Below are 24,004 nucleotides of genomic sequence, written 5' to 3'. Positions count from 1 at the left end.
TATCCACCGGCTTGTCCGCCGGCGGCAGGACCACCCTCGGGAAAGGCATATCCTCGATGGTTGTGAGTACCCCTCAGACCGCTCCCGAGATCTCCGCCGAGGCCGCCGCCGCCGCGATCCGCAAGGCGCGCGGCGCCATGGCGCGCTACCGCTTCATGGCGCTCGTCACCGGTGTCATGCTGCTGATCCTCTGCGTCGAGCTGGGCATCAAGTACGGACTGGGTGCGCTGACCGACGTCGAGGGCGTCATGCCGTTCATCGCCTGGGTGCCGTTCGCCCACGGCTGGATCTACGTGGCGTACCTGGTCACCGTCGCCGACCTGTGGTCGAAGATGCGCTGGGGCTTCGGCCGCCTCGTCACGATGGTGCTCGCCGGCGTGGTTCCGGTGATGTCGTTCGTGCTGGAGAAGAAGATCCACGGCGAGGCCGACGCGAAGCTCGTCGCGCTGGAGAAGCGCTACCTGGCCTGACGCCGTCGGCCGGGCCTGAGCCCGGCCGCGTCACGTCTCCCTGTGCCACGTCCTGTGTCGCTTCCCCCTGCCGTCACGCCTTCCGCTGCGCGGCCAGCTCCGCCCGCAGGCCGGGCCCGAGCAGACCGACGATCTCGGTGCCCGGCTCGTCCTCGTAGGGCAGCATCTCGACGAACGCCGTGGTGATGAGCCGGTCGACGTCGGGATCCGCCCCGAGCTCCGCCTCGAGGAGGTCGAGGACCGCCCGCACCTCCGCCGCGGGATCCGGGTCGTCGGACGTGAACAACCGGAGCGCCTCCGCCCGGTCCTCCTCGGACCAGTCGTCGTCGATCTCGAGGGACGCGCCGCCGGTGAGCAGCGCGATCTCGCGCTCGGCGACGTCGCCGAGGAACGGGTACGCCAGCACCTCGTCGTGGTAGCCGTAGCGTTCGGCGTCGGCGAGCGGCCGGAGCGCGGGCACCGCCTGGATCAGCCGCCCGAGGAACGCGGTGACCGCCGGCTCGTTCCGGTGGTCGCGGTCCTGGTCGAGCGCGGCCCGCACCCGCGGCCCCAGCCCGTCGGCGATCTCCCCGCCGCGCTGGCCGGGCGACGGGACATGGATGAGGTAGGCGCTGACGACGTCCTCGCTGACGACGGGCGGCCCGGCCTCCAGCTCCGTACCCAGCGTGACCATGGCCTCGCGAGCAGCGGCGTCCCCGGCCTGGACCCGCTCCATGAGCTCCGCCGAGACCAGCTCCATCACGAACCCGTCGGTCATCAGCGCGGCCTCGAGGCCGGCGTCGAGCCCGGCACGTACCTCGCTGTGCGCGACCTCTCCGGCGAGCGGCACCGCGCGCACCAGGTGCTCCCACCAGGCGGATCCGGTCCAGGGTCCGGCGTCAGTCATCGTCGTCCTCTCGGTTCAGGGCTTATCGCGGGTCACCGACCAGAACGGTCCGGCACGAGCCGAGGACCAGCGCCGACGGTGGTCGTCCGCCCATCCTTGCGCATCCCTGGACCCATGAACGGGAGCCGTGGCGCACCTGATTCAATGCGAAGGTGAACGCCCACGCTTTCGACTCCCTCACTGCCGACCGGCTCCGCGAGAACGGCAGCCTCAAGTGGACGGCCTTCCCCGGCAAGATCGGCGCCTGGGTCGCGGAGATGGACTTCCCCGTCGCGCCCCCGATCGCCGCCGCGCTGCACGACGCCGTGGACCGCAGCATGCTCGGCTACCTCCCGACGTCCCTGGTGGCCGGCATGGTCGACGCGTACGCGTCGTTCGCCGCGGACCGGTACGCCTGGAAGGTCGACCCGGAACGGGTGCGCCCGATGCCCGACGTGCTGACCGCGCTCGAGCACACCATCACGCACTTCTCCCGCCCGGGTTCGCCGGTCATCCTGCCCACTCCCGCGTACATGCCCTTCCTCACGCTGCCGGGCGAGATGCGCCGCGAGGTCATCCAGGTCCCGATGCTGCGCGACGCCGACGGCCGGTACGGCTACGACCTCGACGCGCTCGACGCCGCGTTCCGCGCGGGGGGCCACCTGCTGGTGCTGTGCAACCCGCACAACCCGATCGGCCGCGTGCTGGAGCCCGACGAGATGCTGGCCGTCGCCGAGGTGGTGGACCGCCACGGCGGGCGGGTCTTCTCCGACGAGATCCACGCCCCGCTCGTCTACCCGGGGCGTCGGCACGTCCCGTACGCGTCCCTGAACGAGACGACGGCGGGGCACACCGTCACGGCCACCTCCGCCTCGAAGGCGTGGAACCTGCCCGGTCTCAAGTGCGCGCAGATGGTCCTGTCCAACGAAGCGGACGCGAAAATCTGGCACGAGGTGGGCGAACGGGTCGAGGAGGGCGCGTCGACGCTGGGCGTCCTGGCGAACCGGGTCGCGTACGCCGAGGGCCGGGACTGGCTCGACGACACCATCGGCTACCTGTACGGCAACGTCACCCGGCTGGGCGAGCTGCTCGACGGGACGGGGATCGGCTACCGCGCCCCCGAGGGCACGTACCTGGCCTGGCTGGACTGCCGGGGCCTGGACCTCCCGGGCGGAGCCGACGGCATTGCCGGCTACTTCCGCGAGCACGCGGACGTCGTCCTGGTCGACGGCGGCCAGTGCGGCGGCGCGGGCCACGGCTTCGTCCGGCTCAACGCCGGGATGCCGCGTCCGATCCTGGAGCAGGCGGCCGCCCGGATGCTGGAGAGCCTGGACCGCTAGGCGGACGGCAGTCCGGCGATGCCCGTGTCGGCGTCGGTGGGTGCGCCGCCCCGGCGTCCGCCGGCCATCTCGTCGCGGACCAGGCGGATCCACAGGAGCACGGCGAACCCGCCGAACACCCACCACTGGAGCGCGTAGAACACGTTCTGCAGGTTGGCGCCCGAACCGCCGTCGATGGTGGGGCGGGGCAGGGCCGCGACTCCCCCGCTCTCGGGCGAGCCCGGCCCCTGGGTCGCCACGAGGTAGCCCGTGTAGATCGGGCCGCCCCACTCGTTGACGAGCGCGCTGAGGGCGATCTGCTCGGTCTGCCCGTCCACCACGGCCGCGCTGCCCGACGTCGACTCGCCCACCTGCAGCCAGCCCGTCAGCGTCACCTCGCCCTGCGGGTGGGCCAGCGCCGCGGCGTCGGCGGGGGTGGCCACCCAGCCCTGGACGACCGCGAGCACCGGCGCGCCGGACAGGTCGGCCCAGGACTCGCCGCCCGTGCCGTCGTCGGACACCCGGAAGGGGGTCAGGACGAGGTAGCCGGTGTGCCCGTCCAGGGCACGGCCGGGCACCAGCAGGGAGCCGGCGGCCTCGAACTCGCCGGCCACCCGGACCTCGCGTCCCACGAGCTCGCCGGGAAAGCTCTGCTGCGGCGCCAGCACGTCCCCCAGCCACGACGGGCCCGCAGCGGCGGCCTCGGCGGCCTCCTGCTGCGCGGCCAGCTCCGCACGCTCGTAGGCGCGGTCCAGCTGCCACGCGCCCAGCCGGCCGCACACGAACGCCGCCAGCACGAACACGAGCAGGAGGCCGATCATGCGGGGCTGCCGGGCGACCTGGAGGAAGGTGCGGCGCTCGGGGGGCGGATCGGTGTCGATCACCCTCGACTCGGGTGTGCTGGGGGCACTGACGGGCATAGCCTCAACGGTAACCGCCGGGGGCGTGTCCGGCGCACGGGTCGCCCGGGTGACTCCGGGTCAGACTCGTCACAGACCGCACGTCTCGCGTGCCCAGCCGTTCTGCGTTCGAATGAACTGGCAGCCAACCCGGCACAGATCCCGCACGTCACTCCCCGTAGGAGCGTGAGCGATGACCATGACCGCAGCCAACGACGCCCCGGCCACCGCATGGCGGGCCACCGGTGTCGCCGAGCTCGAACCTGCCGACCTGGAGCGCATCCATGCCTGGTGGCGGGCCGCGAACTACCTCTCGGTCGGCCAGATCTACCTGCTGGACAACCCCCTCCTGCGCGAGCCCCTCACCCGGGACCACGTGAAGCCGCGCCTGCTGGGCCACTGGGGCACGACGCCGGGCCTGAACTTCCTGTACGCGCACCTGAACCGGGCGATCAAGGAGCGGCAGCAGGAGACGGTCTACGTCACGGGCCCCGGCCACGGCGGTCCCGGCCTGGTCGCCTCGGCGTACCTGGACGGCACCTACTCCGAGGTCTACAGCGACATCACCGAGGACACCGAGGGTGTCAAGCGCCTCTTCCGGCAGTTCTCCTTCCCGGGCGGCATCCCCAGCCACGTCGCGCCGGAGACGCCGGGGTCGATCCACGAGGGCGGCGAGCTCGGCTACTCCCTCAGCCACGCCTACGGCGCGGCCTTCGACAACCCGGACCTGCTCGTCGCGGCGGTGGTGGGTGACGGCGAGGCCGAGACCGGTCCGCTCGCCACCTCCTGGCACTCGAACAAGTTCCTCAACCCGGCCCAGGACGGCGTCGTGCTGCCGATCCTGCACCTCAACGGCTACAAGATCGCCAACCCGACAGTCCTGGCGCGCATCCCGGAGCAGGAGCTCCGCGACCTCATGGTCGGTTACGGGCACAAGCCGTACTTCTTCGAGGGCGGGTACGACCAGGACGAGCCGCCGCTCGAGACGCACCGCCGGTTCGCGGCCCTGCTCGACGAGGTGCTCGACGAGATCGCCGCGATCAAGGCGCGCGCGGCGAAGGGCGACCTGAGCCGACCCGCCTGGCCGATGATCGTGTTCCGCACTCCCAAGGGCTGGAGCGGCCCGGAGGAGATCGACGGCAAGAAGACGACGGGGTCGTGGCGCGCGCACCAGGTGCCGCTCGCGAGCGCCCGCGACACCGACGAGCACCTGAAGGTCCTCGAGGCGTGGCTTCAGTCGTACCGCCCGGAGGAGCTGTTCGACGACGACGGCCGTGTGCTGCCCGAGATCACCGGGCTGGCGCCCGAGGGCGACCTGCGGATGAGCGCGACGCCGCACGCGAACGGCGGGCTGCTCCTCAAGGACCTGCGCCTGCCGGACTTCCGCGAGTACGCGGTGGACGTGCCGTCACCGGGCGGCTCGACGTCGGAGGCGCCGCGCGTGCTGGGCCAGTGGCTCACCGACGTGATCCGGCTGAACCCGAACAGCTTCCGCATCTTCGGCCCGGACGAGACGGCGTCGAACCGCCTGCAGGCCGTGTACGACGCGACGGACAAGCAATGGAACGCCGAGTACATCGGGCCGGAGGTGGACGAGCACATGGCCCGTGCGGGCCGGGTCATGGAGATGCTCAGCGAGCACCAGGTGCAGGGCTGGCTCGAGGGTTACCTGCTGACCGGCCGGCACGGGCTGCTGACGAGCTACGAGGCGTTCATCCACATCGTCGACTCGATGTTCAACCAGCACGCCAAGTGGCTCAAGGTCACCAACCACATCCCGTGGCGACGACCGATCGCCTCCCTGAACTATCTGCTCTCCAGCCACGTGTGGCGGCAGGACCACAACGGGTTCAGCCACCAGGACCCGGGGTTCATCGACCACGTGGTGAACAAGAAGGCGGAGATCGTGCGGGTCTACCTGCCGCCGGACGCCAACACCCTGCTCAGCACGTACGACCACTGCCTGCGCAGCCGCCAGTACGTGAACGTCGTGGTGGCGGGCAAGCAGCCGGCGCCCAACTTCCTCGACATGGAGTCCGCGATCGAGCACTGCACGCGCGGGCTCGGCATCTGGGAGTGGGCGGGCACCGAGAAGCCCGGTGAGAAGCCGGACGTCGTCCTGGGCTGCGCCGGTGACGTGCCGACGCTGGAGGTGCTCGCCGCGGCCGACCTCCTGCGCCGGGAGCTGCCCGGCCTGAAGGTGCGCGTGGTGAACGTCGTCGACCTGATGCGGCTGCAGGACGCCACCGAGCACCCGCACGGTCTCACCGACTCGCAGTTCGACGGCCTGTTCACCAACGACCGGCCGATCATCTTCGCCTACCACGGCTACCCGTGGCTCATCCATCGCCTCACCTACCGTCGCGCGGGCCACCCGAACCTCCACGTGCGCGGGTACAAGGAGGAGGGCACGACGACCACGCCGTTCGACATGGTCATGCTCAACGACCTCGACCGGTACCACCTTGTGATCGATGTCATCGACCGGGTCCCGTCGCTCGGGAGCGCCCAGGCCGGACTGCGTCAGCGCATGCAGGATGCGCGGCTCCGCGCGCGTGCCTGGACCCGTGAGCACGGCGACGACATCCCCGAGGTACGGGACTGGGTGTGGCCGGACGCCCAGGACCTGGCGGACGGCGGCCAGGTTGACGCTACGCTCGGCACCGGTGGAGACAACGAGTAGCAGCAAATATCGCCATGCGAGATCTGGCACAGTGAACACGGAGCAGCATGTGACCGGCGCAACCCGCAGCATCGTCATTGCATCCCCCGAGGGCGAGAGCGGGAAGTCGACGGTCGCCCTGGGCGTCCTCGACCTGCTGGTCCGCCAGGGCCAGCGGGTCGGGGTCTTCCGGCCCGTGTCGCGCGCCACCGAGGCCGAGGACACGAGCGGCCGGCGCGACCACGTCCTGGAGCTCCTCCTGGAGCACGACGGCGTCGACGTCGGGTACGACGAAGCCGTCGGAGTGACCTACGCCGACGTGCACGCCGACCCGGACGCCGCGCTGAGCCGCATCGTGTCCCGGTTCCACGACCTGGCCGCGCGGTGCGACTCGGTGGTGGTGCTCGGCACGGACTACACCGACGTCGCCGGGCCCACCGAGCTCTCGTTCAACGCGCGCATCGCGGCGAACCTCGGTGCGCCCGTGCTGCTCGTGGTCTCGGGCCGCGAGCGCACCCCCGAGAGCGTCCGTGCCCTGGCCGACGTGAGCCTCGCCGAGCTGGCGGCGCACCACGCCCAGGCGATCGGGCTGGTCGTCAACCGTGCGGAGACGCACAGCGCCCTGGAGGTGCGGACCCTGCTGGCGCAGGCCCAGCCCGACCTGCCCGTGTGGACCATCCCGGAGGAGCCGTTCCTGCAGGCCCCGACGGTGGGCCAGCTCCTGGAGGCCGTGGACGGCACGCTCGTGCTCGGCGACCCGGAGCTGCTCGGTCGTGAGGCGCTGGAGCTCCAGGTCGGTGCCATGAGCTTCGAGCACCTGCTCGAACGGCTGACCGACGGCGCCGTCGTCATCACCCCCGGCGACCGCATCGACCTCCTGATCGGCCTGCTCGCCACCCACATGACGCCGTCGTTCCCGTCGCTGGCCGGGATCATCCTCAACGGTGGGTTCTACCCCCAGGGCCGCCCCGCCGAGCTGCTCGAGGCGATGCGCCCCAGGCTGCCGATCATCACCACCGAGCTCGGGACGTACCGCGCCGCCCGCCAGGCGGCCACCACGCGCGGCCGGGTGGACAAGGGGTCCGTGCGCAAGGTCGAGACGGCTCGTGCGCTGTTCGAGCGCAACGTGGACTCGGCGGCGCTCGCCGCCCGGCTCGACCTGCCGCGGCCCCAGGTGGTCACACCGCTCATGTTCGGGTACCAGCTGATCGAGCGGGCGCGGGCCGACCGCCGCCACATCGTGCTGCCCGAGGGCTCCGACGACCGCATCCTGCGTGCCGCGTCGACGGTGCTCGCCCGCCACATCGCGGACCTCACGATCCTGGGGTCCGAGGAGCCGGTCCGTGCCCGCGCCGCGGAGCTGGGGCTCGACATCGAGGCCGCCCGCGTGCTGTCGCCGCACGACCCCGAGTACGTGGAGAAGTTCGCGGCGGAGTACACCCGGCTGCGCGCCCACAAGGGCATGACCGTCGAGCGGGCGCGGGAGATCGTCACCGACGTCTCCTACTTCGGCACGATGATGGTGCACCTCGGTCTCGCCGACGGCATGGTCTCCGGAGCCGCCCACTCGACGGCCCACACCATCCGGCCGTCGTTCGAGATCATCAAGACCAAGCCCGGCACGTCAGCCGTGTCCTCGGTGTTCTTCATGTGCCTCGAGGACCGGGTGCTGGTCTACGGCGACTGCGCCGTCATCGTCGATCCGACGTCGGACGAGCTCTCCGACATCGCGGTCTCCTCGGCCGCCACCGCCCGGCAGTTCGGCGTGGAACCGCGCATCGCGATGCTCTCCTACTCCACCGGCACGTCCGGCACGGGTGCCGACGTGGACAAGGTGCGCACCGCGACGGAGCTCGTCCGCGAGCGCACCCCCGAGCTCGACGTCGAGGGCCCCATCCAGTACGACGCCGCCGTCGACGCCTCGGTCGCGGCGTCCAAGCTGCCCGAGTCTGACGTCGCCGGGCGGGCCACCGTGTTCGTGTTCCCCGACCTGAACACGGGCAACAACACGTACAAGGCGGTGCAGCGGTCGGCGGGTGCCGTCGCCGTCGGGCCCGTGCTGCAGGGCCTGAACAAGCCGGTGAACGACCTGTCCCGCGGCGCGCTGGTCCAGGACATCGTGAACACGGTGGCGATCACCGCGATCCAGGCCCAGACCGCGTCGGAGGACGAGCCTGCCGCCCCGCCGGTCGCGCCTGTCGAGCCTGTCGAGCCTGTCGAGCCTGTCGAGACCAAGGAGTCCGCATGAGCACCGTCCTCGTCCTCAACTCCGGGTCCTCCTCGCTGAAGTACCAGCTCGTCGACCCCGCCTCCGGCGAGGCCCTCGCCGCTGGCATCGTCGAGCGCATCGGCGAGGCTTCCGGAACGGTCAAGCACGAGGCCAAGGGCGAGAAGCTGGTCCGCGACCTGCCGGTGCCCGATCACGGTGAGGCGCTCCGGATCGTCATCGGCCTGTTCGACGAGGTGGGCCCGTCCCTCGCCGAGGCGGGCATCGCCGCCGTCGGGCACCGGGTGGTGCACGGCGGCGAGGTGTTCAGCGCCCCCACCCTGATCGACGACGACGTCGCGGCCGGCGTGCGCGACCTGATCCCGCTGGCGCCGCTGCACAACCCGGCCAACGTGACCGGCATCGAGGTGGCCCGCGAGCTGCTGGACGTGCCGCACGTCGCCGTGTTCGACACTGCCTTCTTCACGACGCTCCCGCAGGCGGCCTCGACGTACGCGCTGGACCGCAAGGTCGCCGCCGAGCACGGCGTGCGCCGCTACGGGTTCCACGGCACGTCGCACCAGTTCGTGTCGTCGGCGGTGGCCGGGCACCCCGTCGTCGTCGAGAAGCTGGCGGCCGAGGGGCGCGGCCCCGAGACGCTGCGCCAGGTCGTGCTGCACCTGGGCAACGGCGCGTCGGCGTCGGCCGTGCTGGGCGGCGAGCCGGTCGACACCTCGATGGGCCTGACGCCGCTCGAGGGCCTCGTCATGGGTACCCGTTCCGGTGACCTGGACCCGGGCATCGTCTTCCACCTGGTGCGCGGCGGGATGTCCGGCGACGAGGTCGACACCCTGCTCAACAAGCGCTCCGGGCTGCTGGGCATGTCCGGGGTGGGCGACATGCGCGAGCTGCAGAAGCTCGTCGCGAGCGGCGACCCGGACGCGCGCCTCGCCCTGGACGTGTACCTGCACCGGCTGCGCAAGTACGTGGGCGCGTACGCGGCGGTGCTCGGCGGCATCGACGTGCTGACCTTCACCGCCGGTGTCGGTGAGAACGACCACCGCATCCGTTCGGGAGTGGTGCGGGGACTGAAGTTCCTCGGCCTGACGATCGACCCGGCGGCCAACGAGGCCCGGTCGGACGAGGCGCGCGTGATCTCGGCCGGGCACGGGGCGGAGGCGCCTCTCGTCATGGTCGTCCCGACCGACGAGGAGCTGGCGATCGCGCGCCAGGCGATGGCGCTCGTCGAGGGCTGAGCCCTCCGGGTCGCCAGAGGACGACGGCGGAGGCTTGACGTCCACGGCATCGCCGAGGAAGATCACCTAGATCCATGTTGACGTGAACAACGGCGCGCACGCGTGGTTGTTTACGTCAACATCCGGGCGGCACGTTGCCGACCGTCGCACCGACGCGAGAGGAGGGCTCAACGATGAGCTCGATCAGAAGGAACGCAGGACGGCGGCGTGCAGGCGTCGTCCTGACGGCGAGCGCGCTGCTGGCGGCCGGCATGCCCCCGGCGACCGCCGCCACGACCGCCCAGCCCGACACCGGCCCGGTCGCCGCCGCGTCGGTCGCCGCCGCACCGGGAGTGACCGTGCGCCCGGACCCGTCGTACGCGGGTGAGCCGTTCGAGGGCTGGGGAACGAGCCTCGTATGGTTCGCCAACGCGACCGGCGACTATCCGGACGAGGTCAGGAACGAGCTCGCCGACATGCTGTTCGGCGAGAACGGGATGAACCTCAACATCGCCCGGTACAACATCGGCGGCGGCAACGCCCCCGACGTGCCCGACTACCTGCGCGCGGGCGCCGACGTCGAGGGATGGTGGAAGGCGCCCGAGGGCACCACCCGCGAGGACGACGACTGGTGGGACCCGGAGAACCCCGAGCACTGGAACCCGGACGCCGACGCCACGCAGCGCTGGTGGGTGGACCGCATCAAGGACGACATCACCCACTGGGAGACCTTCAGCAACTCCCCGCCCTGGTTCCAGACCGTCAGCGGGTACGTCTCCGGCGGGTTCGACGCGAACGCCGACCAGCTCAGGCCCGAGAGCATCGAGGACTTCGCCGCCTACGTCGTCGGCGCGACCGAGCGGCTCGAGGACGCGCACGGCATCGACGTCGACACGATCGACCCGTTCAACGAGCCGAACACGAACTACTGGGGCACCCAGCTCGGCGCCGACGGCAACCCGACGGGCGGCCGCCAGGAGGGCGCCCACATGGGTCCGGACCTGCAGCAGCGGGTGATCCCGGCCCTCGCCGACGCCATCGGCGGCTCGACGACGGACGCCGCGATCTCTGCGATGGACGAGACGAACCCGGGCACGTTCGCGCGGAACTGGAACACGTACCCCGACGCGGTGCGTGACCAGGTCTCCCAGCTCAACGTGCACACCTACGGCACCGGGCAGCGCACCACCGTGCGCGACATCGCCAAGGGCGAGGACAAGCCCCTGTGGATGAGCGAGGTCGGCGGCTCCTGGTCCACCACCGGGCAGAACTTCGAGTCGATGGAGTCCGGCCTGGGCAGCGCGCACCAGATCGTGGACGACCTGCGCGAGCTCGAACCGTCCGCGTGGGTGTTCTGGCAGCCCGTCGAGGACTACGACAACATGGCGCCCGGTGGCGAGAGCCCCGAGGGCGGCAACTGGGGCGAGATCCAGATCCCGTTCTCGTGCACCGCTGAGGACACGCTGGAGACCTGCCCCATCTACACGAACACCAAGTACTGGGTCACCCAGAACTTCACGCACTACATCACGCCGGGTGACCGGCTGATCGGCGTGGACGACACCGACAGCACCGCGGCCGTGTCCGCCTCCGGTGACGCCGCGACCGTCGTGCACGTCAACGACACCACAGCGGACCGCGACGTCACCCTCGACCTCTCCGATTTCGGCGCCGTCGCCCCTGGCGCGACGGTCACCCCGGTCGTGACCAGCGTCGACGGGTACCTCGTCGAGGGTGAGCCCGTTGCGGTGCAGGACACCGCCGCGACGCTCACCGTGCCGGCGGAGTCGGTCACGACGTTCCTCGTGGACGGCGTGTCCGGTGTCGCGGACGACGCCCCGCTGGCGCAGGACAGCCACGTGTTCCGGATCGACGGCGTCCAGTCCGGCCTCTCGCTGGCCCCCGACGGCGACGGCGGCGTGCAGATCTCCACCGATGACCCCGCCGCCCCTGAGCAGCTGTGGACGCTCACCGACCTCGGCGCGCCCGAGGGCTCCGGCACGCACCGCACGCGCTACGCGGTGACGAACGTCGGCACCGGTGAGCAGCTCGCGGTCAGCGCGGACACGTCCGCGGTGCTCGCCGACGCCCCGGCCGACCCCGCCGAGACACCCGACGCCGCCCGCTGGGTGCTGTCCACCACGGGGGACGACACGTACACGCTGGTCAACGCGGTATCGCGCACCCTGCTCGAGGTCGGCGGCGAGGCGAGGGCCGACGGCTCGCCCGTCGGCACGTATCTGGCCAACTCCAACGCGAACCAGCGCTGGGCGATCGTCGACGAGACCGTGCTGGGCACCGAACCGGTCGATGTGTTCACCGTCCCGGGCACCACGCCCGAGCTGCCGCAGACCGTCACGCCGGTCTACCCGGCCGGGCCGCGCGGCGCACTGCCCGTGACCTGGGACCTGCCCGGCGACGATACGTGGGCGCGGGCCGGGGTCGTCGAGGTCACCGGCACCGTGGCGGTTCCGGCCGGTGGCACGGTCGAGGCCATCGCGACCGTCGTCGTCGACACCCTGGACCGGACCCTGCCCGCCCGGGGTGAGGCATACGTGGGTGGCTCGGCGGTGCTGCCGGCTGTGGTCACCGCTGTCGCGGCCGGCGGTGCGAAGGTGGAGCGTCCGGTCACGTGGGACGAGGCTCCCGACGGCGCCTTCGACGAGATCGGCGTGGTCGAGCTGACCGGGGCCGCCGACGCCGGGGACGGCACGACACTGCCCGCGACGGTTCGGGTGCTGGTCACCGAGCCGGGCGAGGCGAACGTGGCTCTTGCGGACGGCACCACGGCGTCAGCCACCTACACCGAGCCCGGCTATCCGGCCGAGCGAGTGATCAACGGCGACCTGAGCGACAAGGGCTGGTCCAACTGGCGCTCCGACGCCAAGAACACGCAGGACACGCTGACCGTGACCCTGCCCGCGGAACGCGACGTCACCCGCGTCGTCACCCGCTTCTTCCGGGACGGATCGCACCTGAGCTGGGCGAGCGCCGTGGCGCTCGAGGCCCGAGTCGGCGGCGAGTGGCAGTCCGTCGGGGAGTCCGTTCCGGTGACCTCCGACGGCGCTGCGCCCGTGGTCGACCTGCCCGCCGGGGTGCGCGCCGACGCCGTCCGGGTGGTCATGACCGCCCGGGACAACACGCACATGATCGTCAGTGAGATCGAGGTGCTGGCGAAGGTGCCGGGCGAGCCCGCGCCGGTCTGGGACGGGTCGGTGCGGTACCGCGCCGGTGACGAGGTGTTCCACGAGGACGCCTTCTACCGTGCGGTCCGGTCCACCCAGAAGGAGCCGGGCACGTCAGTGCGCGGCCCCTGGCAGGAGATCATCCGGTCCGGTGACGGCACGGCGGTCTGGACGGTGTCGCGGATCTTCGCGCGCGGCGACGTCGTGGTGCACGAAGGCGACCGGTACCGGGCGACGCGGGTCACCCGCGGCGAGGAGCCCGGGAGCCGGCACAGCCCGTGGCGGCTCGTCCAGCCGTGACCTGACCCGATCCCCATGAGCTCGCGCCGGGCTCGTGGTGAACGGCCCCGCCGGTTCTCCGGCGGGGCCGTTCCGTCGTTGGGAGGCGACTGGTCGGACCGCGCGTAGGCTCGCCCTCGTGACCGTCTTCATCGACCCGCCGGCCTGGCCCGCGCACGGGACTCTGTTCTCCCACCTGGTCTCCGACGGGTCGCTGCAGGAGCTCCGCCTCTTCGCCCGGGCCGCCGGCGTGCACGACCGCGCGTTCGACCTCGACCACTACGACGTCCCGGCGGAGCGGTACGACGAGCTGGTCGCGGCGGGCGCGGTAGGCGTCGAGGGCGGGGATCTGGCCCGGCGGCTGGCGGGCTCCGGCCTGCGGGTCTCCGGAGCCGAGCGGAACCGCGCCAAGCGAGCGGCCCTCCTGACTCGCTGGGACGGTCTGTGGGCCGATCCGGGCCTAGCCCGCAAGGCCGGCGAGAACCTGGTGGACCGTTGGCGCGAGCCGCACCGGGTCTACCACACGACCCTGCACCTGGCCGCCGCCCTGGACGCGCTCGACTCCATCGCGGTCGAGGCGCACGTCTCCGAGCGCTCGCTCTGGCGCGCCCGCCTCGCCCTGTGGTTCCACGACGCGGTGCACGACGGCGTCGCGCAGCAGGACGAGGAGCGGTCGGCCGAGCTGGTGGCGGAGCTCCTCGGGCCGCTGGCCGGGTCCGGCGTCGCGGGCGAGGACGTCAACGAGATCGTGCGCCTGGTCATGGTCACGGCGGACCACGATCCCGCGCCCGACGACGTCGTCGGCGGCCTGGTCAGCGACGCCGACCTGGCGGTGCTCGGCGGGAACCCCGCCGTCTACACGCGGTACACACGCCAGGTCCGCGCCGAGTACTGCGACGTGCCCGAACCCCTGTTCCGCTCCGGCCGTTCCCAGGTGCTGCACACGCTCCTGGACGGCGGCCCGCTGTTCCGCACCACACCCGGCGCCGCCCGCTGGCAGGCGAACGCGCAAGCAAACCTAGCCGCGGAACTGTCGGCTCTGGCGGCGTGACGCCCCGCATGGTGCCGTGTGGTCGACAAGGCGTCAGGTGGTCGGCAGTCCGAGCTGCCGACCTTGTGACGAACTGCCGACCACATGCCCCTGTCCGGACGCGGTAGCGTTCCCCGCGTGACTCCACTCAAGGTCGCGGCCGTCGTCGCGGGTGTGCTCGCCGTCGCCTTCGTCGTCCCGGTCGCCGTCGTGCAGGGCACCGGCCACGCCCGCGTGCGGCACGACGCGAACGAGGTCGAGAAGGCCGACGCCGTCATCGTGCTCGGGGCCGGGCTCCGCAGCGACGGCACACCCTCGACGTACCTGCGCCGCCGCGTCGAGGGCGGCGCCGAGCTGTACCGCGCCGGTATCGCGCCCACGGTCATCCTGAGCGGCGACGCGCACGACAACGCCGACGGCACGCGGTACGACGAGCCCGGCTCGATGCGCAGCTGGCTCCTGGACAACGACCTCGGTGTCCCCGACGACGCGATAGTGCTGGACCGCGAGGGCTTCAACACCACCGCCACGTGCCGCCGCGCCTACGACCTGTTCGGGGTGCGCACCGCCGTCGTCGTCACGCAGGACTACCACCTGCGCCGCACCCTCTACTCCTGTGTCGAGGCCGGCCTGGACGCCGTCGGCGTGGGGGTGAGCGCGGCGAGCGCGGTGCCCGTCCAGGCTGCCTGGTGGCACGTGCGGGAGCTGCCCGCGAGCTGGAAGGCGGCGGTCCGCTCCCTCGCCCGCCGCCGCGATCGCTGACCGCGCCAACTTCGCGGTCCCCGCGGCCCCGTCAGGACCGGGTCACTTCTTCTTCGGCGTGACCCACAGGTGGATGGTGCCCTCGACCACCACGGTCCCGTCGGCCAGGACGCCGCGCACCCGGACCGCCAGGTCCCGCTCGTCGCCGTCCCACTGGGCCTGGTCCGTCTCGGCGATGCAGGTGACGTCGCCGGTCGACTTCGCGAGGTAGGACACCTCCATGCCCTTCGGCAGCCAGCGCTTGTTGTCGGGCACGGTGGCCTCGGCGAGCGAGCCCATGGCCATCTCGAGCCCGTTGCAGACGGCGATCGCATGCACCGTGCCGATGTGGTTGCGGTTGCGCCACCGGTTGGGCACCACCACCTCGGCGTGGTTCGGCCGCATGTCGACCACGCGCGGGGCGAAGGTGCCGAAGTACGGCGCCTTGAAGGAGTAGACCAGGGAGAAGATCCGCTTGCCGAGCAGCCCGCCGATGACCGGTAGGGCGTTGGCGGACTTCCAGAGGGCATGGAGCTGCGTCGTCATGCGCGCGAGCGTACCCGGGCGCGGTGACGACCGTTCACATCACGGCATGCGCAGCCTGCGCATCGCCTCCAGGGCAGTGGTCAGCACGCGGCTCGGGGTGTCACCACCCAGGCCGTAGAGGCTGTCGAGCGTGGCACCGAACCGGGCACCCCGGGAGGTCACGACCGTCTGCTGGCGGGTGAGGCCGTCGATGGACGCGGTCCCGTGCCGGGCGCCGACACCGGAGGCCTTCCAGCCGCCGAGCGGCGCGGACACCGAGCCCCAGGTCATCGTGTACCCGTCGTTGATCGCCACCGATCCCGCCTCGATCCGCGCGGCGACCCGGCGAGCCCGGCCGACGTCGCGGGACCAGACGGCGGAGTGCAGGCCGTACTCGGTGTCGTTCATGACGGCGACGGCCTCCTCGTCGCAGTCAACGCGCGTGATCGTCACGACCGGCCCGAAGGTCTCCTCGCGGGCGACCACTGCCTGCGCCGGCACGTCGTCGAGCACCGTCGGGGCATAGAAGTACGGGCCGACGTCGGCGCGGTGCACACCGCCGGCGAGCACCCGTGCGCCCCGGGCGAGCGCGTCGTCCACGTGCGCCGTCACCTTGTCGAGCTGCGCGGCGGAGGTGAGCGAACCGACCTCCGCCGAGTAGTCCAGGGCAGGGCTGAGCCGGAGGTTCCGCACGGCGCGCACGAACTTCGCGACGAACTCCTCCGCGACCGCCTCGTGCACGACCAGACGCTCGACGGACACGCACAGCTGGCCGGCGTTCGAGAAGCAGGCCCGCACGATCCCCGGGACGGCCGCGTCGACGTCGACGTCGTCGGTCACGTAGAGCGCGTTCTTGCCGCCGAGCTCGAGCGTGGCGCCGATGAGGCGCTCGCCCGCCCGCGCGGCGACCTTGCGGCCCGTGGCGGTGGAGCCGGTGAACGAGATGTGGTCCACGTGCTCGATCAGTGCCTCGCCGACCTCGGGACCGCCCGCGACGACCTGGAAGAGGCCGGCAGGCAGGCCCGCGTCGTCCAGGGCCTCGGCGGCCCAGAGTGCGGTGAGGGTGGTCTGCGGGTCCGGCTTGAGCACCACCGCGTTGCCCGCGAGGAGCGCGGGCAGCGCCTCGGAGAGCGCCAGCACCAGCGGGTAGTTCCACGGCGCGATCGCGCCGACCACGCCGACCGGCCGGCGGTGCACCTGCGCTCCGACGAGGAGCGGGACCATGCCCGGGACCCGGCGCGAGGCGAGGTAGCGCGCACCCCGTACGGCATAGTGCCGGGCGACCTGCGCGATGTCCGCGATCTCCTCGAAGGCGGCACGGCGCGACTTGCCGGTCTCGAGCTGGATCAGGTCCAGCGCCTCGGACTGCCGCTCCAGGACGATCCGGCCGAGCCGCTGAAGGACTCCGGCCCGGTCACGCACCGACAGGCGTGCCCAACTTCGCTGCGCAACCCGCGCCCGGACGGCGCACGCGGCGACGTCCTCGGCGGAGGAGATCGGGAACGTCACGAGCGGAGCGCCCGTGAACGGGCACATGGACCGGTGCGTGCCCGATCCCTCTGAAGTCGCGATCCGAGCCACCAGCGGGGCCATCACCCCTGGCTCGAGGACGAATGTCCCCTGCGGGTGCTCCGGGTCGAGCACACCGCCGACCGCACCACTAGCCGCTGCGTCGGCTGCTGCGTCGTCGATCATGGCCGCCACCCTACGCGCAAAACCCTGCACCACGTATTGATAGGTGTGTGAAACTGACTTTCACGGCATGGGCCGCGCAGCGCGTTCACCTCGCACGACGCACCTCAGTCGGACTCGACCCAGCGCCCCAGAACAGCGCACTCCTGGTCGGTGTAGCCCAGCCGTCCGTAGAAGTCGAGCACCTCGGTGTTCGCGGTCCGCACCATGAGCTGGATCTTGCGCGCACCTCGTGCGACCAGCCACGCCTCGGCCGCGACCACCGCGGACCGGCCGAGGCCGGTGCCCCGCAGCTCGGGCGCGACCGCCACGTAGTAGAGCCAGCCGCGGTGGCCGTCATGCCCGGCCATCGCGGTGGCGGCCACCCGGCCGCCGGCTCGTGCGGCCAGGACCGTCGAGCCCTCACCGGCGAGAGCGTCGGCGATGTCGACGTACGGGTCGTTCCACGGCCGGGTCAGCCCGCAGGTCTTCCACAGCTCGACGACCTGCTCGATGTCGGCATCGGTGATCTCGACGAACTCGCCGTCGGCAGCAGGAGCCGCGGCCAGGACGGGGGCGAGCTGCTCGCCCTCGGACACCGCGCTCATCGCGGCTGGTACGGCGACACGACGACCTCGACCCGCTGGAACTCCTTGAGATCGGAGTAGCCGGTGGTGGCCATGGCGCGCCGCAGCGCGCCGACGAGGTTCAGGGTGCCGTCGGCCTGCTTGCCCGGCCCGAAGAGGATCTCCTCGAGCGTGCCGACCGTGCCCACCTCGACGCGCTCGCCGCGGGGCAGCTGCGGGTGGTGCGCCTCGGGACCCCAGTGGAAGCCCCGGCCCGGCGCCTCCGCCGCACGCGCGAGCGCGGCACCGAGCATCACGGCGTCGGCACCGCAGGCCACCGCCTTGACGATGTCGCCGGAGTGGCCCACGCCGCCGTCGGCGATGACGTGCACGTACCGGCCGCCGGACTCGTCGAGGTAGTCGCGCCGGGCCGCCGCGACATCGGCCACCGAGGTGGCCATGGGCGCGTGGATGCCGAGGCTGACGCGGGTGGTGTGGGCGGCGCCGCCGCCGAACCCGACGAGCACGCCCGCCGCGCCCGTGCGCATCAGGTGCAGTGCCGCGGTGTACGTCGAGGCGCCGCCCACGACGACCGGCACGTCGAGCTCGTAGATGAACCGCTTGAGGTTGAGCGGCTCGGCGTTGCCGGAGACGTGCTCGGCCGAGACGGTGGTGCCACGGATGATGAACAGGTCGACGCCGGCGTCGACCACCGTCTTGTAGAACTCCTGCGTGCGCTGCGGGGTCAGCGCACCGGCGACCGTGACACCGGCCGCCCGGATCTCCTTGAGGCGCTGCGTGATGAGCTCAGGCTTGATCGGCTCCGAGTAGATCGCCTGCATCCGGCGCGTCGCCTCGTCAGCCGGCAGGGCCGCGATCTCGGCGAGGAGCGTCTCGGGCGACTCGTAGCGGGTCCACAGGCCCTCGAGGTCGAGCACGCCGAGGCCGCCGAACCGGCCGAGCGCGACGGCGCTGTCCGGGGTCATCACGGAGTCCATCGGCGCCGCGAGGATCGGCAGGTCGAAGTGGTAGGCGTCGATCTGCCAGCCGACCGAGACGTCCTTCGGGTCACGCGTACGACGGGACGGCACCACCGCGATGTCGTCGAAGGAATAAGCGCGCCGCCCGCGCTTGCCGCGTCCGATCTCGATCTCGTTGCTCACCCGCCAAGCCTACCCATCCGACCTGATGAAGCGCGCCGCATCCCGTGATCTGCACCGGTGGGACGAACCACAGTGTCGGTGAGCGGTGGCAAGGTTCTCCATGGACGCACCGGGCGACCGGGAAGTGCTGGACGACACGGCCCGGAAAACCCGGACGAGCAGGGAGGACACCATGAACGAGACCTGGATCGACAGGCCGCTGCTGGGCTTCGACACCGAGACCACGGGGGTGGACGTCGCGGGCGACCGCATCGTCACGGCAGCCCTCGTGCTGCGCACACCGGGAGTAGCCACCGAGATCCGCACCTGGCTGATGGATCCGGGCGTGGAGATCCCGGAGGAGGCCGCGGCCATCCACGGGATCTCCACCGAGCACGCCCGCGCGCACGGCGTCCAGCCGCGGGAGGCGCTCGAGGAGATCGCCACCGAGCTCGCGAAGCATCTGGCGGAGGGCGTCCCCGTGGTCGCGTACAACGCCGCGTTCGACCTCTCCTTGCTCGACGCCGAGCTGTCGCGCCACGGGCTCAAGACCCTCCCGCAGCGGCTGGGCCACCCGGTCGAGCCGGTCGTCGACCCGCTCGTGATCGACCGCTGGTTGGACCGGTACCGCGTGGGCAAGCGACGCCTTGGCGACCTGTCCCAGTGGTACGGCGTCACCTCCGACGGCGACCTGCACACCGCCGAGGTCGACGTGCTCGCCACGCTCGACGTGCTGGAGGCGCTGGCCCGCCGGTTCCCGCAGCTGGCGCGCATGTCGCTGACCGACCTGCACCAGCAGCAGATCGGTGCGCACCGGCAGTGGGCGGTGAGCTTCAACGAATGGCGTCGCGAGCAGGGCCTCGGCGGGCCAGGCGCGTCGGGGGTGTGGCCGGTGCAGTACTCGGCCGGGTTCTGACCCCGGCGCACGGCGTCGGTCAGCGGGAGTACACGGCGTCGACCTCCACCTCGACGAGCCACCCGTCCACCGGCAGGTTCTCGACCTCCAGGGCGAACCTCGACGGACGAGCCTCGTTGACGACCATCGGCTCGGTCGTCGCCGATCCGAGCTGGACGTCGAGCGCCTCGCCGGTGGACAGGTTCGTGTTGGCGAAGAACTGGCGGTAGGCCCGGTTCCACCCGGCGAAGTCCATCTTCTCCTCGCCCTCGGGGTTCTGCAGGAACACGCGCATGGAGACGACGTCGTCGTAGGACAGGCCGGCCTTGTCCAGGTTCTCGCCGATCCGGGTGAGCGTGTTGATGCCCTGGGCCTCGGTCAGGGTCACGCCGTCGGGCAGCTCGCCGCCCGGGAAGACGTCCGTCGGGATGTAGCGCTCCTCCGCGGACGCGCCGGGTGCGGTGTTGCGAGCTGCCGGGCCGAGGCCCGAGGACTTGTACCAGGAGACGTTCTTGCCGATCGCCACGCCGTCGGCGATGAGCGGGGTGTCCCCGGTGACGAACGAGTGGGCGCGGCCCGGGTCGGGCCGGAAGACGTGCGTGGCGGCGACGGCGGTGCCGGGGACCGCTACCGCCGCGGTGAGAACGACTGCGGCGACGAGCTTCGTACGGTTCTTCATGGTGCTCCTCCATCTGGCCGGCCGGGCGCCCGACGGTGCCCGGAAGCGGTGGCCCGGTGGTCGGCACCGGGTGGCGCGTGACGCTAGCCACGAGGCGTTTCCGCGGCATGAACATCGCGGGTCGTACCGGGAACATGCCGGACGCCGTCGCCGGTATCGCCCCTGGACGGGCGCTGACCTGCGGGAAAGCCCGAAACAACATGGTTACCGCGGGCAATTGCACAGAAACGGCACAGACCCGTCCCGGTGATCTGCCCTCCCTAGCGTCCGTCGCGGTACTGACGGCGGTTCCTGGCTCCAGGCCGGGGACCGTAGCGCGTCAGGCCTGTCGATACGAGAGGTAGGGACCGTGGTCACCGAGAAGAGCACCTCCGGCGTCTCCCGCCGCAACTTCCTGCAGGCTGTCGGCGCGGGTTCCAGCGCCGGTGTCATGTTCGCGACCATGGGCGCGATGGGCCTGGCCCCCAGCGCCGCCGCCCAGCCGAGGGCCGAGTCCTGGGTTCCGCCGCGTGGCAGCGACTTCACGCTGACCGGCCGTTCCACGAGGAAGGTCGTCGTCGTCGGAGCGGGCCCGGCGGGCCTCGCGACCGCCTACGAGCTGCAGAAGGCCGGCTACCGGGTGACCGTGCTCGAGGCGCGCCACCGGCCCGGCGGGCGAACCCTGACGATCCGGGGCGGGGACTCCGAGACCGACATCGACGGCGTCACGCAGACCGCGAGGTTCGCCGACGGCGTCTACATGAACGCCGGCGCGGGCCGGATCGCCCAGTGGATGGTCACCATGGACTACCTCCGCGAGCTGGGTGTGCCGTACGAGGTCTTCACGAACGCCAACGCCGACGCCTACCTGTACAACGAGAAGTCCGGTGCGACACCCGGCCGCCCTGTCCGCTACCGCACCGCCAAGGCGGACGTCTTCGGGTACACCTCGGAACTGCTGCACCACGCCACCGACCAGGGCGCCCTCGACCAGCGGCTGACCGCCGAGGACAAGCAGCACCTGCGCTCCTTCCTGCGCAGCTGGGGATCGCTCAAGTCCGACGGCACGTACGCCGGCGGCAACAACCGCGGCTACGAGGTCTATCCGTCGGCATGGAACGAGCACGGCACGCCCCTGTCCGGACCCGGCACGGTCTCCGAGGTGCTGGCCTCGAAGGTCGGCCAGTACTTCCCGTTCGAGGTCAACTGGGAGCAGTCGATGCTCATGTTCCAGCCGAAGGGCGGCATGGACACGATCTGCCGCTACCTGGTCCGGGCCATCGGCAGCCAGAACGTCCACCTCAGCTCGCCGGTCACGGGTGTCGAGAACACCGGCAGCGGGGTGAAGGTCACCTACACCGCTCGGAACGGCCGAGAGCGTCAGATCGAGGCGGACTTCGCCGTCGTCTCGGCGCCGGCGGGGCTCATGCGGCGGTGGGACACCAACTGGGGCCCTGAGATCGACGCGGCTCTGGGCGAGTTCGCTGTGGGCTCCCCCGCCGGCAAGATCGGCCTGCAGTACCGGTCACGGTTCTGGGAGGACGACCACCGGATCTTCGGCGGGATCACCGAGACCGACATGGACCTCGCCCACGTGTGGTACCCGTCGTACGGGTACGGCGAGAGGAAGGGCCTGGTCGTCGGCTACTACAACACCGGCGCCAACGCCCGCGCCTACGGCGACCTGGCGCCGAGGCAGCGAGAGCTGCGTGCCGTCGAGCAGGGTGTGAAGATCCACGGGGAGAAGTACCGCACCGAGCTGGACAGCTCGTTCTCCATCGCCTGGCACAAGGTGCCCTACATCGAGGGCGCGTGGGCCTACCCGAACACCGCTTCCTCGGGCTTCAAGCGGTTGCAGCAGGGCACCGGCAACGTGTACTTCGCGGGCGACTGGATGTCGGAGATCTCCGCGTGGCAGCACGGCGCGTTCTGGTCGGCGCGCTATGCGGTCCAGTCCCTGCATCAGCGCGTCATGTCGAGCTGACGCCTTCCGGCGAACCGATCCGGCCGAACTTGTTCACGTTGTTCAACCATTGGTCGAGTTCAACCGTGGGTCGAGCTCGTCGAGAGCTGGTCTCGACGAGCTCGGCCCACGGGGAACGAGATCGGCCGGTACGGGACTCAGAAACCGCTGTAGTTCGGCGACTCGACGGTCATCTGCACGTCGTGCGGGTGGCTCTCCTTGAGCGACGCCGACGTGATGCGGATGAACCTGCCGTTGGCCTGCAGCTCCGGGACGGTCCGTGCGCCGGTGTAGAACATCGTCTGGTGCAGGCCGCCGATGAGCTGGTGGGCCACCGTGGACAGCGGGCCCTTGTAGGCGACCTGCCCCTCGATGCCCTCGGGCACGATCTTGTCGTCGCTCGTGACCTCGGCCTGGAAGTACCGGTCCTTGGAGTACGACTTCTTGCCGCGCGAGGACATGGCACCCATCGAGCCCATGCCGCGGTACGTCTTGAACTGCTTCCCGTTGACGAGAACCAGGTCACCCGGGGTCTCTTCACAGCCGGCGAAGAGTGAGCCGAGCATGACGCTGTCGGCGCCGGCCACGAGGGCCTTGCCGATCTCGCCGGAGTGCTTGAGCCCGCCGTCGGCGATGACGGGCACTCCAGCGGGCTTACAGGCGAGCGACGCCTCGTAGACGGCGGTGATCTGCGGGACGCCGACCCCGGTCACGACACGCGTGGTGCAGATCGAACCCGGTCCGACGCCGACCTTCACGGCGTCGGCACCCGCGTCGACGAACGCCTGAGCGCCCTGGCGGGTGGCGACGTTGCCGCCGATCACCTGCACGTCCTTGGTGGCCGGGTCGGTCTTGAGGCGCTTGACCATGTCGATGAGCATGCGGACGTTGCCGTGCGCGGTGTCGGCGACGAGCACGTCCACGCCGGCCTCGATCAGGGCCGTCGCGCGCTGCCACGCGTCACCGAAGTAACCGATCGCGGCGCCGACCATGAGCCGGCCCTGGCCGTCCTTGGACGAGTCGGGGAACTGCTCGGACTTCACGAAGTCCTTGACCGTGATCAGTCCGGTGATGCGGCCGTCGGGGTCGATCAGCGGCAGTCGCTCGAGCTTGTGCTTGCGCAGCAGCAGCGTGGCGTCGTCACGCGAGATGGTCGACGGACCGGTGATCAGCGGCTGCGGCGTCATCACCTCGTCCACCTTGGTGGTCCCCCACTCGGCGACGGGCGTGAAGCGCAGGTCGCGGTTGGTGACCATGCCGATGAGCTTGTTCTCGAGGTCGACCACCGGGAAGCCGGAGATCCGGAACTGCCCCGCGAGCGTGTCGAGCTCCTCGAGCGTGGCGTCCGGGCCGATGGTGACGGGATTCGTGATGATGCCGGTCTGCGTCCGCTTCACGAGGTCGACCTGGTAGGCCTGGTCCTCGATGGAGAGGTTGCGGTGCAGGACACCGAGGCCACCCTGGCGAGCCATGGCGATGGCCATCGCCGACTCGGTGACCGTGTCCATCGCCGCTGACAGCAGCGGAATCTTGAGCGAGATCTCGCGCGTCAGGCGAGAGGTCGTGTCGATGTCCGACGGCGCCAGGTCGGAGTAACCCGGCAGCAGCAGGACGTCGTCATAGGTGAGCCCGAGGAAACCGAACGGGTCGGCCGGCGAGGTCTGGTCCGTCATGCAGCAAGTCTACGGCCCGC

Annotated in this window: 18 protein-coding genes; 10 read left to right on the top strand and 8 right to left on the bottom strand. The window is 71.3% G+C overall.

What is annotated here, in order from left to right; genetic code table 11:
* Positions 1-56: 56 nt before the first annotated feature.
* Positions 57-470 carry a DUF3817 domain-containing protein gene (locus LUU90_RS16445; RefSeq protein ID WP_425596245.1) on the top strand — a complete coding sequence of 138 codons (414 nt, stop codon included), beginning with the start codon at positions 57-59 and terminating at the stop codon, positions 468-470.
* Positions 471-543: 73 nt separating this feature from the next.
* On the opposite strand, the gene LUU90_RS16440 is transcribed toward LUU90_RS16445, so the two are convergent.
* A complete protein-coding gene (locus tag LUU90_RS16440; RefSeq protein WP_275004631.1) occupies positions 544-1,356 on the bottom strand; it encodes a hypothetical protein in 813 nt (270 codons plus the stop codon).
* Between the two features lie 152 nt (positions 1,357-1,508).
* Between LUU90_RS16440 and LUU90_RS16435 the strand changes: the two genes are divergently transcribed.
* Complete coding sequence (locus LUU90_RS16435) at positions 1,509-2,675, top strand: MalY/PatB family protein (RefSeq protein ID WP_275004630.1); 1,167 nt, start codon at positions 1,509-1,511, stop codon at positions 2,673-2,675.
* Here the strand turns inward: LUU90_RS16435 and LUU90_RS16430 are convergent.
* Positions 2,672-3,574: an SURF1 family protein gene (locus LUU90_RS16430; RefSeq protein ID WP_275004629.1), complete on the bottom strand. Its 903-nt coding sequence runs from the start codon at positions 3,572-3,574 to the stop codon at positions 2,672-2,674. The two genes, LUU90_RS16435 and LUU90_RS16430, sit on opposite strands and share 4 nt — an antisense overlap.
* A 178-nt stretch (positions 3,575-3,752) precedes the next feature.
* On the opposite strand from LUU90_RS16430, the gene LUU90_RS16425 reads away from it, so the two are divergent.
* The 6 genes from LUU90_RS16425 to LUU90_RS16400 all read left to right on the top strand — a co-directional run bounded on the left by LUU90_RS16425 (position 3,753) and on the right by LUU90_RS16400 (position 14,912).
* Complete coding sequence (locus tag LUU90_RS16425) at positions 3,753-6,236, top strand: phosphoketolase family protein (RefSeq protein WP_425596251.1); 2,484 nt, start codon at positions 3,753-3,755, stop codon at positions 6,234-6,236.
* Between the two features lie 49 nt (positions 6,237-6,285).
* Complete coding sequence (pta, locus tag LUU90_RS16420) at positions 6,286-8,463, top strand: phosphate acetyltransferase (protein WP_275004625.1); 2,178 nt, start codon at positions 6,286-6,288, stop codon at positions 8,461-8,463.
* Positions 8,460-9,677: an acetate/propionate family kinase gene (locus LUU90_RS16415; RefSeq protein WP_275004624.1), complete on the top strand. Its 1,218-nt coding sequence runs from the start codon at positions 8,460-8,462 to the stop codon at positions 9,675-9,677. Before pta ends, LUU90_RS16415 begins: the two co-directional genes overlap by 4 nt.
* A 173-nt stretch (positions 9,678-9,850) precedes the next feature.
* Positions 9,851-13,141 (top strand): RICIN domain-containing protein, encoded by a 3,291-nt coding sequence (locus LUU90_RS16410; RefSeq protein ID WP_275004622.1) that lies wholly within the window; start codon positions 9,851-9,853, stop codon positions 13,139-13,141.
* A gap of 118 nt (positions 13,142-13,259) precedes the next feature.
* Complete coding sequence (locus LUU90_RS16405; protein ID WP_275004621.1) at positions 13,260-14,171, top strand: DUF4031 domain-containing protein; 912 nt, start codon at positions 13,260-13,262, stop codon at positions 14,169-14,171.
* Positions 14,172-14,288: 117 nt separating this feature from the next.
* Positions 14,289-14,912: a SanA/YdcF family protein gene (locus LUU90_RS16400; RefSeq protein ID WP_275004620.1), complete on the top strand. Its 624-nt coding sequence runs from the start codon at positions 14,289-14,291 to the stop codon at positions 14,910-14,912.
* Positions 14,913-14,954: 42 nt separating this feature from the next.
* Here the strand turns inward: LUU90_RS16400 and LUU90_RS16395 are convergent, their stop codons facing one another.
* The 4 genes from LUU90_RS16395 to LUU90_RS16380 form a co-directional block, all read right to left on the bottom strand.
* Positions 14,955-15,437 (bottom strand): hotdog fold domain-containing protein, encoded by a 483-nt coding sequence (locus LUU90_RS16395; protein WP_275004618.1) that lies wholly within the window; start codon positions 15,435-15,437, stop codon positions 14,955-14,957.
* 39 nt (positions 15,438-15,476) lie between these two features.
* On the bottom strand, positions 15,477-17,111 hold the full coding sequence (locus tag LUU90_RS16390; RefSeq protein WP_275004617.1) for a succinic semialdehyde dehydrogenase: 1,635 nt from the start codon (positions 17,109-17,111) through the stop codon (positions 15,477-15,479).
* Between the two features lie 104 nt (positions 17,112-17,215).
* On the bottom strand, positions 17,216-17,695 hold the full coding sequence (locus LUU90_RS16385; protein ID WP_275004616.1) for a GNAT family acetyltransferase: 480 nt from the start codon (positions 17,693-17,695) through the stop codon (positions 17,216-17,218).
* Positions 17,692-18,816, bottom strand: a complete 1,125-nt coding sequence (locus tag LUU90_RS16380; RefSeq protein ID WP_275004614.1) for a GuaB3 family IMP dehydrogenase-related protein — start codon at positions 18,814-18,816, stop codon at positions 17,692-17,694. Before LUU90_RS16380 ends, LUU90_RS16385 begins: the two co-directional genes overlap by 4 nt.
* A 172-nt stretch (positions 18,817-18,988) precedes the next feature.
* Between LUU90_RS16380 and LUU90_RS16375 the strand changes: the two genes are divergently transcribed.
* Positions 18,989-19,711: an exonuclease domain-containing protein gene (locus LUU90_RS16375; protein ID WP_275004612.1), complete on the top strand. Its 723-nt coding sequence runs from the start codon at positions 18,989-18,991 to the stop codon at positions 19,709-19,711.
* 19 nt (positions 19,712-19,730) lie between these two features.
* On the opposite strand, the gene LUU90_RS16370 is transcribed toward LUU90_RS16375, so the two are convergent.
* Entirely contained in the window at positions 19,731-20,369 is a 639-nt protein-coding gene (locus LUU90_RS16370; protein ID WP_275004610.1) for a Rid family hydrolase, read from the bottom strand.
* A 349-nt stretch (positions 20,370-20,718) separates the two neighbouring features.
* Between LUU90_RS16370 and LUU90_RS16365 the strand changes: the two genes are divergently transcribed.
* Positions 20,719-22,332, top strand: a complete 1,614-nt coding sequence (locus LUU90_RS16365) for a flavin monoamine oxidase family protein (protein ID WP_275004608.1) — start codon at positions 20,719-20,721, stop codon at positions 22,330-22,332.
* 137 nt (positions 22,333-22,469) lie between these two features.
* On the opposite strand, the gene guaB is transcribed toward LUU90_RS16365, so the two are convergent.
* Positions 22,470-23,984 carry an IMP dehydrogenase gene (gene guaB, locus LUU90_RS16360; RefSeq protein ID WP_275004607.1) on the bottom strand — a complete coding sequence of 505 codons (1,515 nt, stop codon included), beginning with the start codon at positions 23,982-23,984 and terminating at the stop codon, positions 22,470-22,472.
* Between the last annotated feature and the right edge of the window lie 20 nt (positions 23,985-24,004).

The organism is Promicromonospora iranensis (assembly GCF_028994775.1).
Taxonomy (GTDB): domain Bacteria; phylum Actinomycetota; class Actinomycetes; order Actinomycetales; family Cellulomonadaceae; genus Promicromonospora; species Promicromonospora iranensis_A.
The sequence above is the reverse complement of the archived record's forward strand: the minus strand, read 5'-3'. Positions and strand labels throughout refer to the sequence as shown.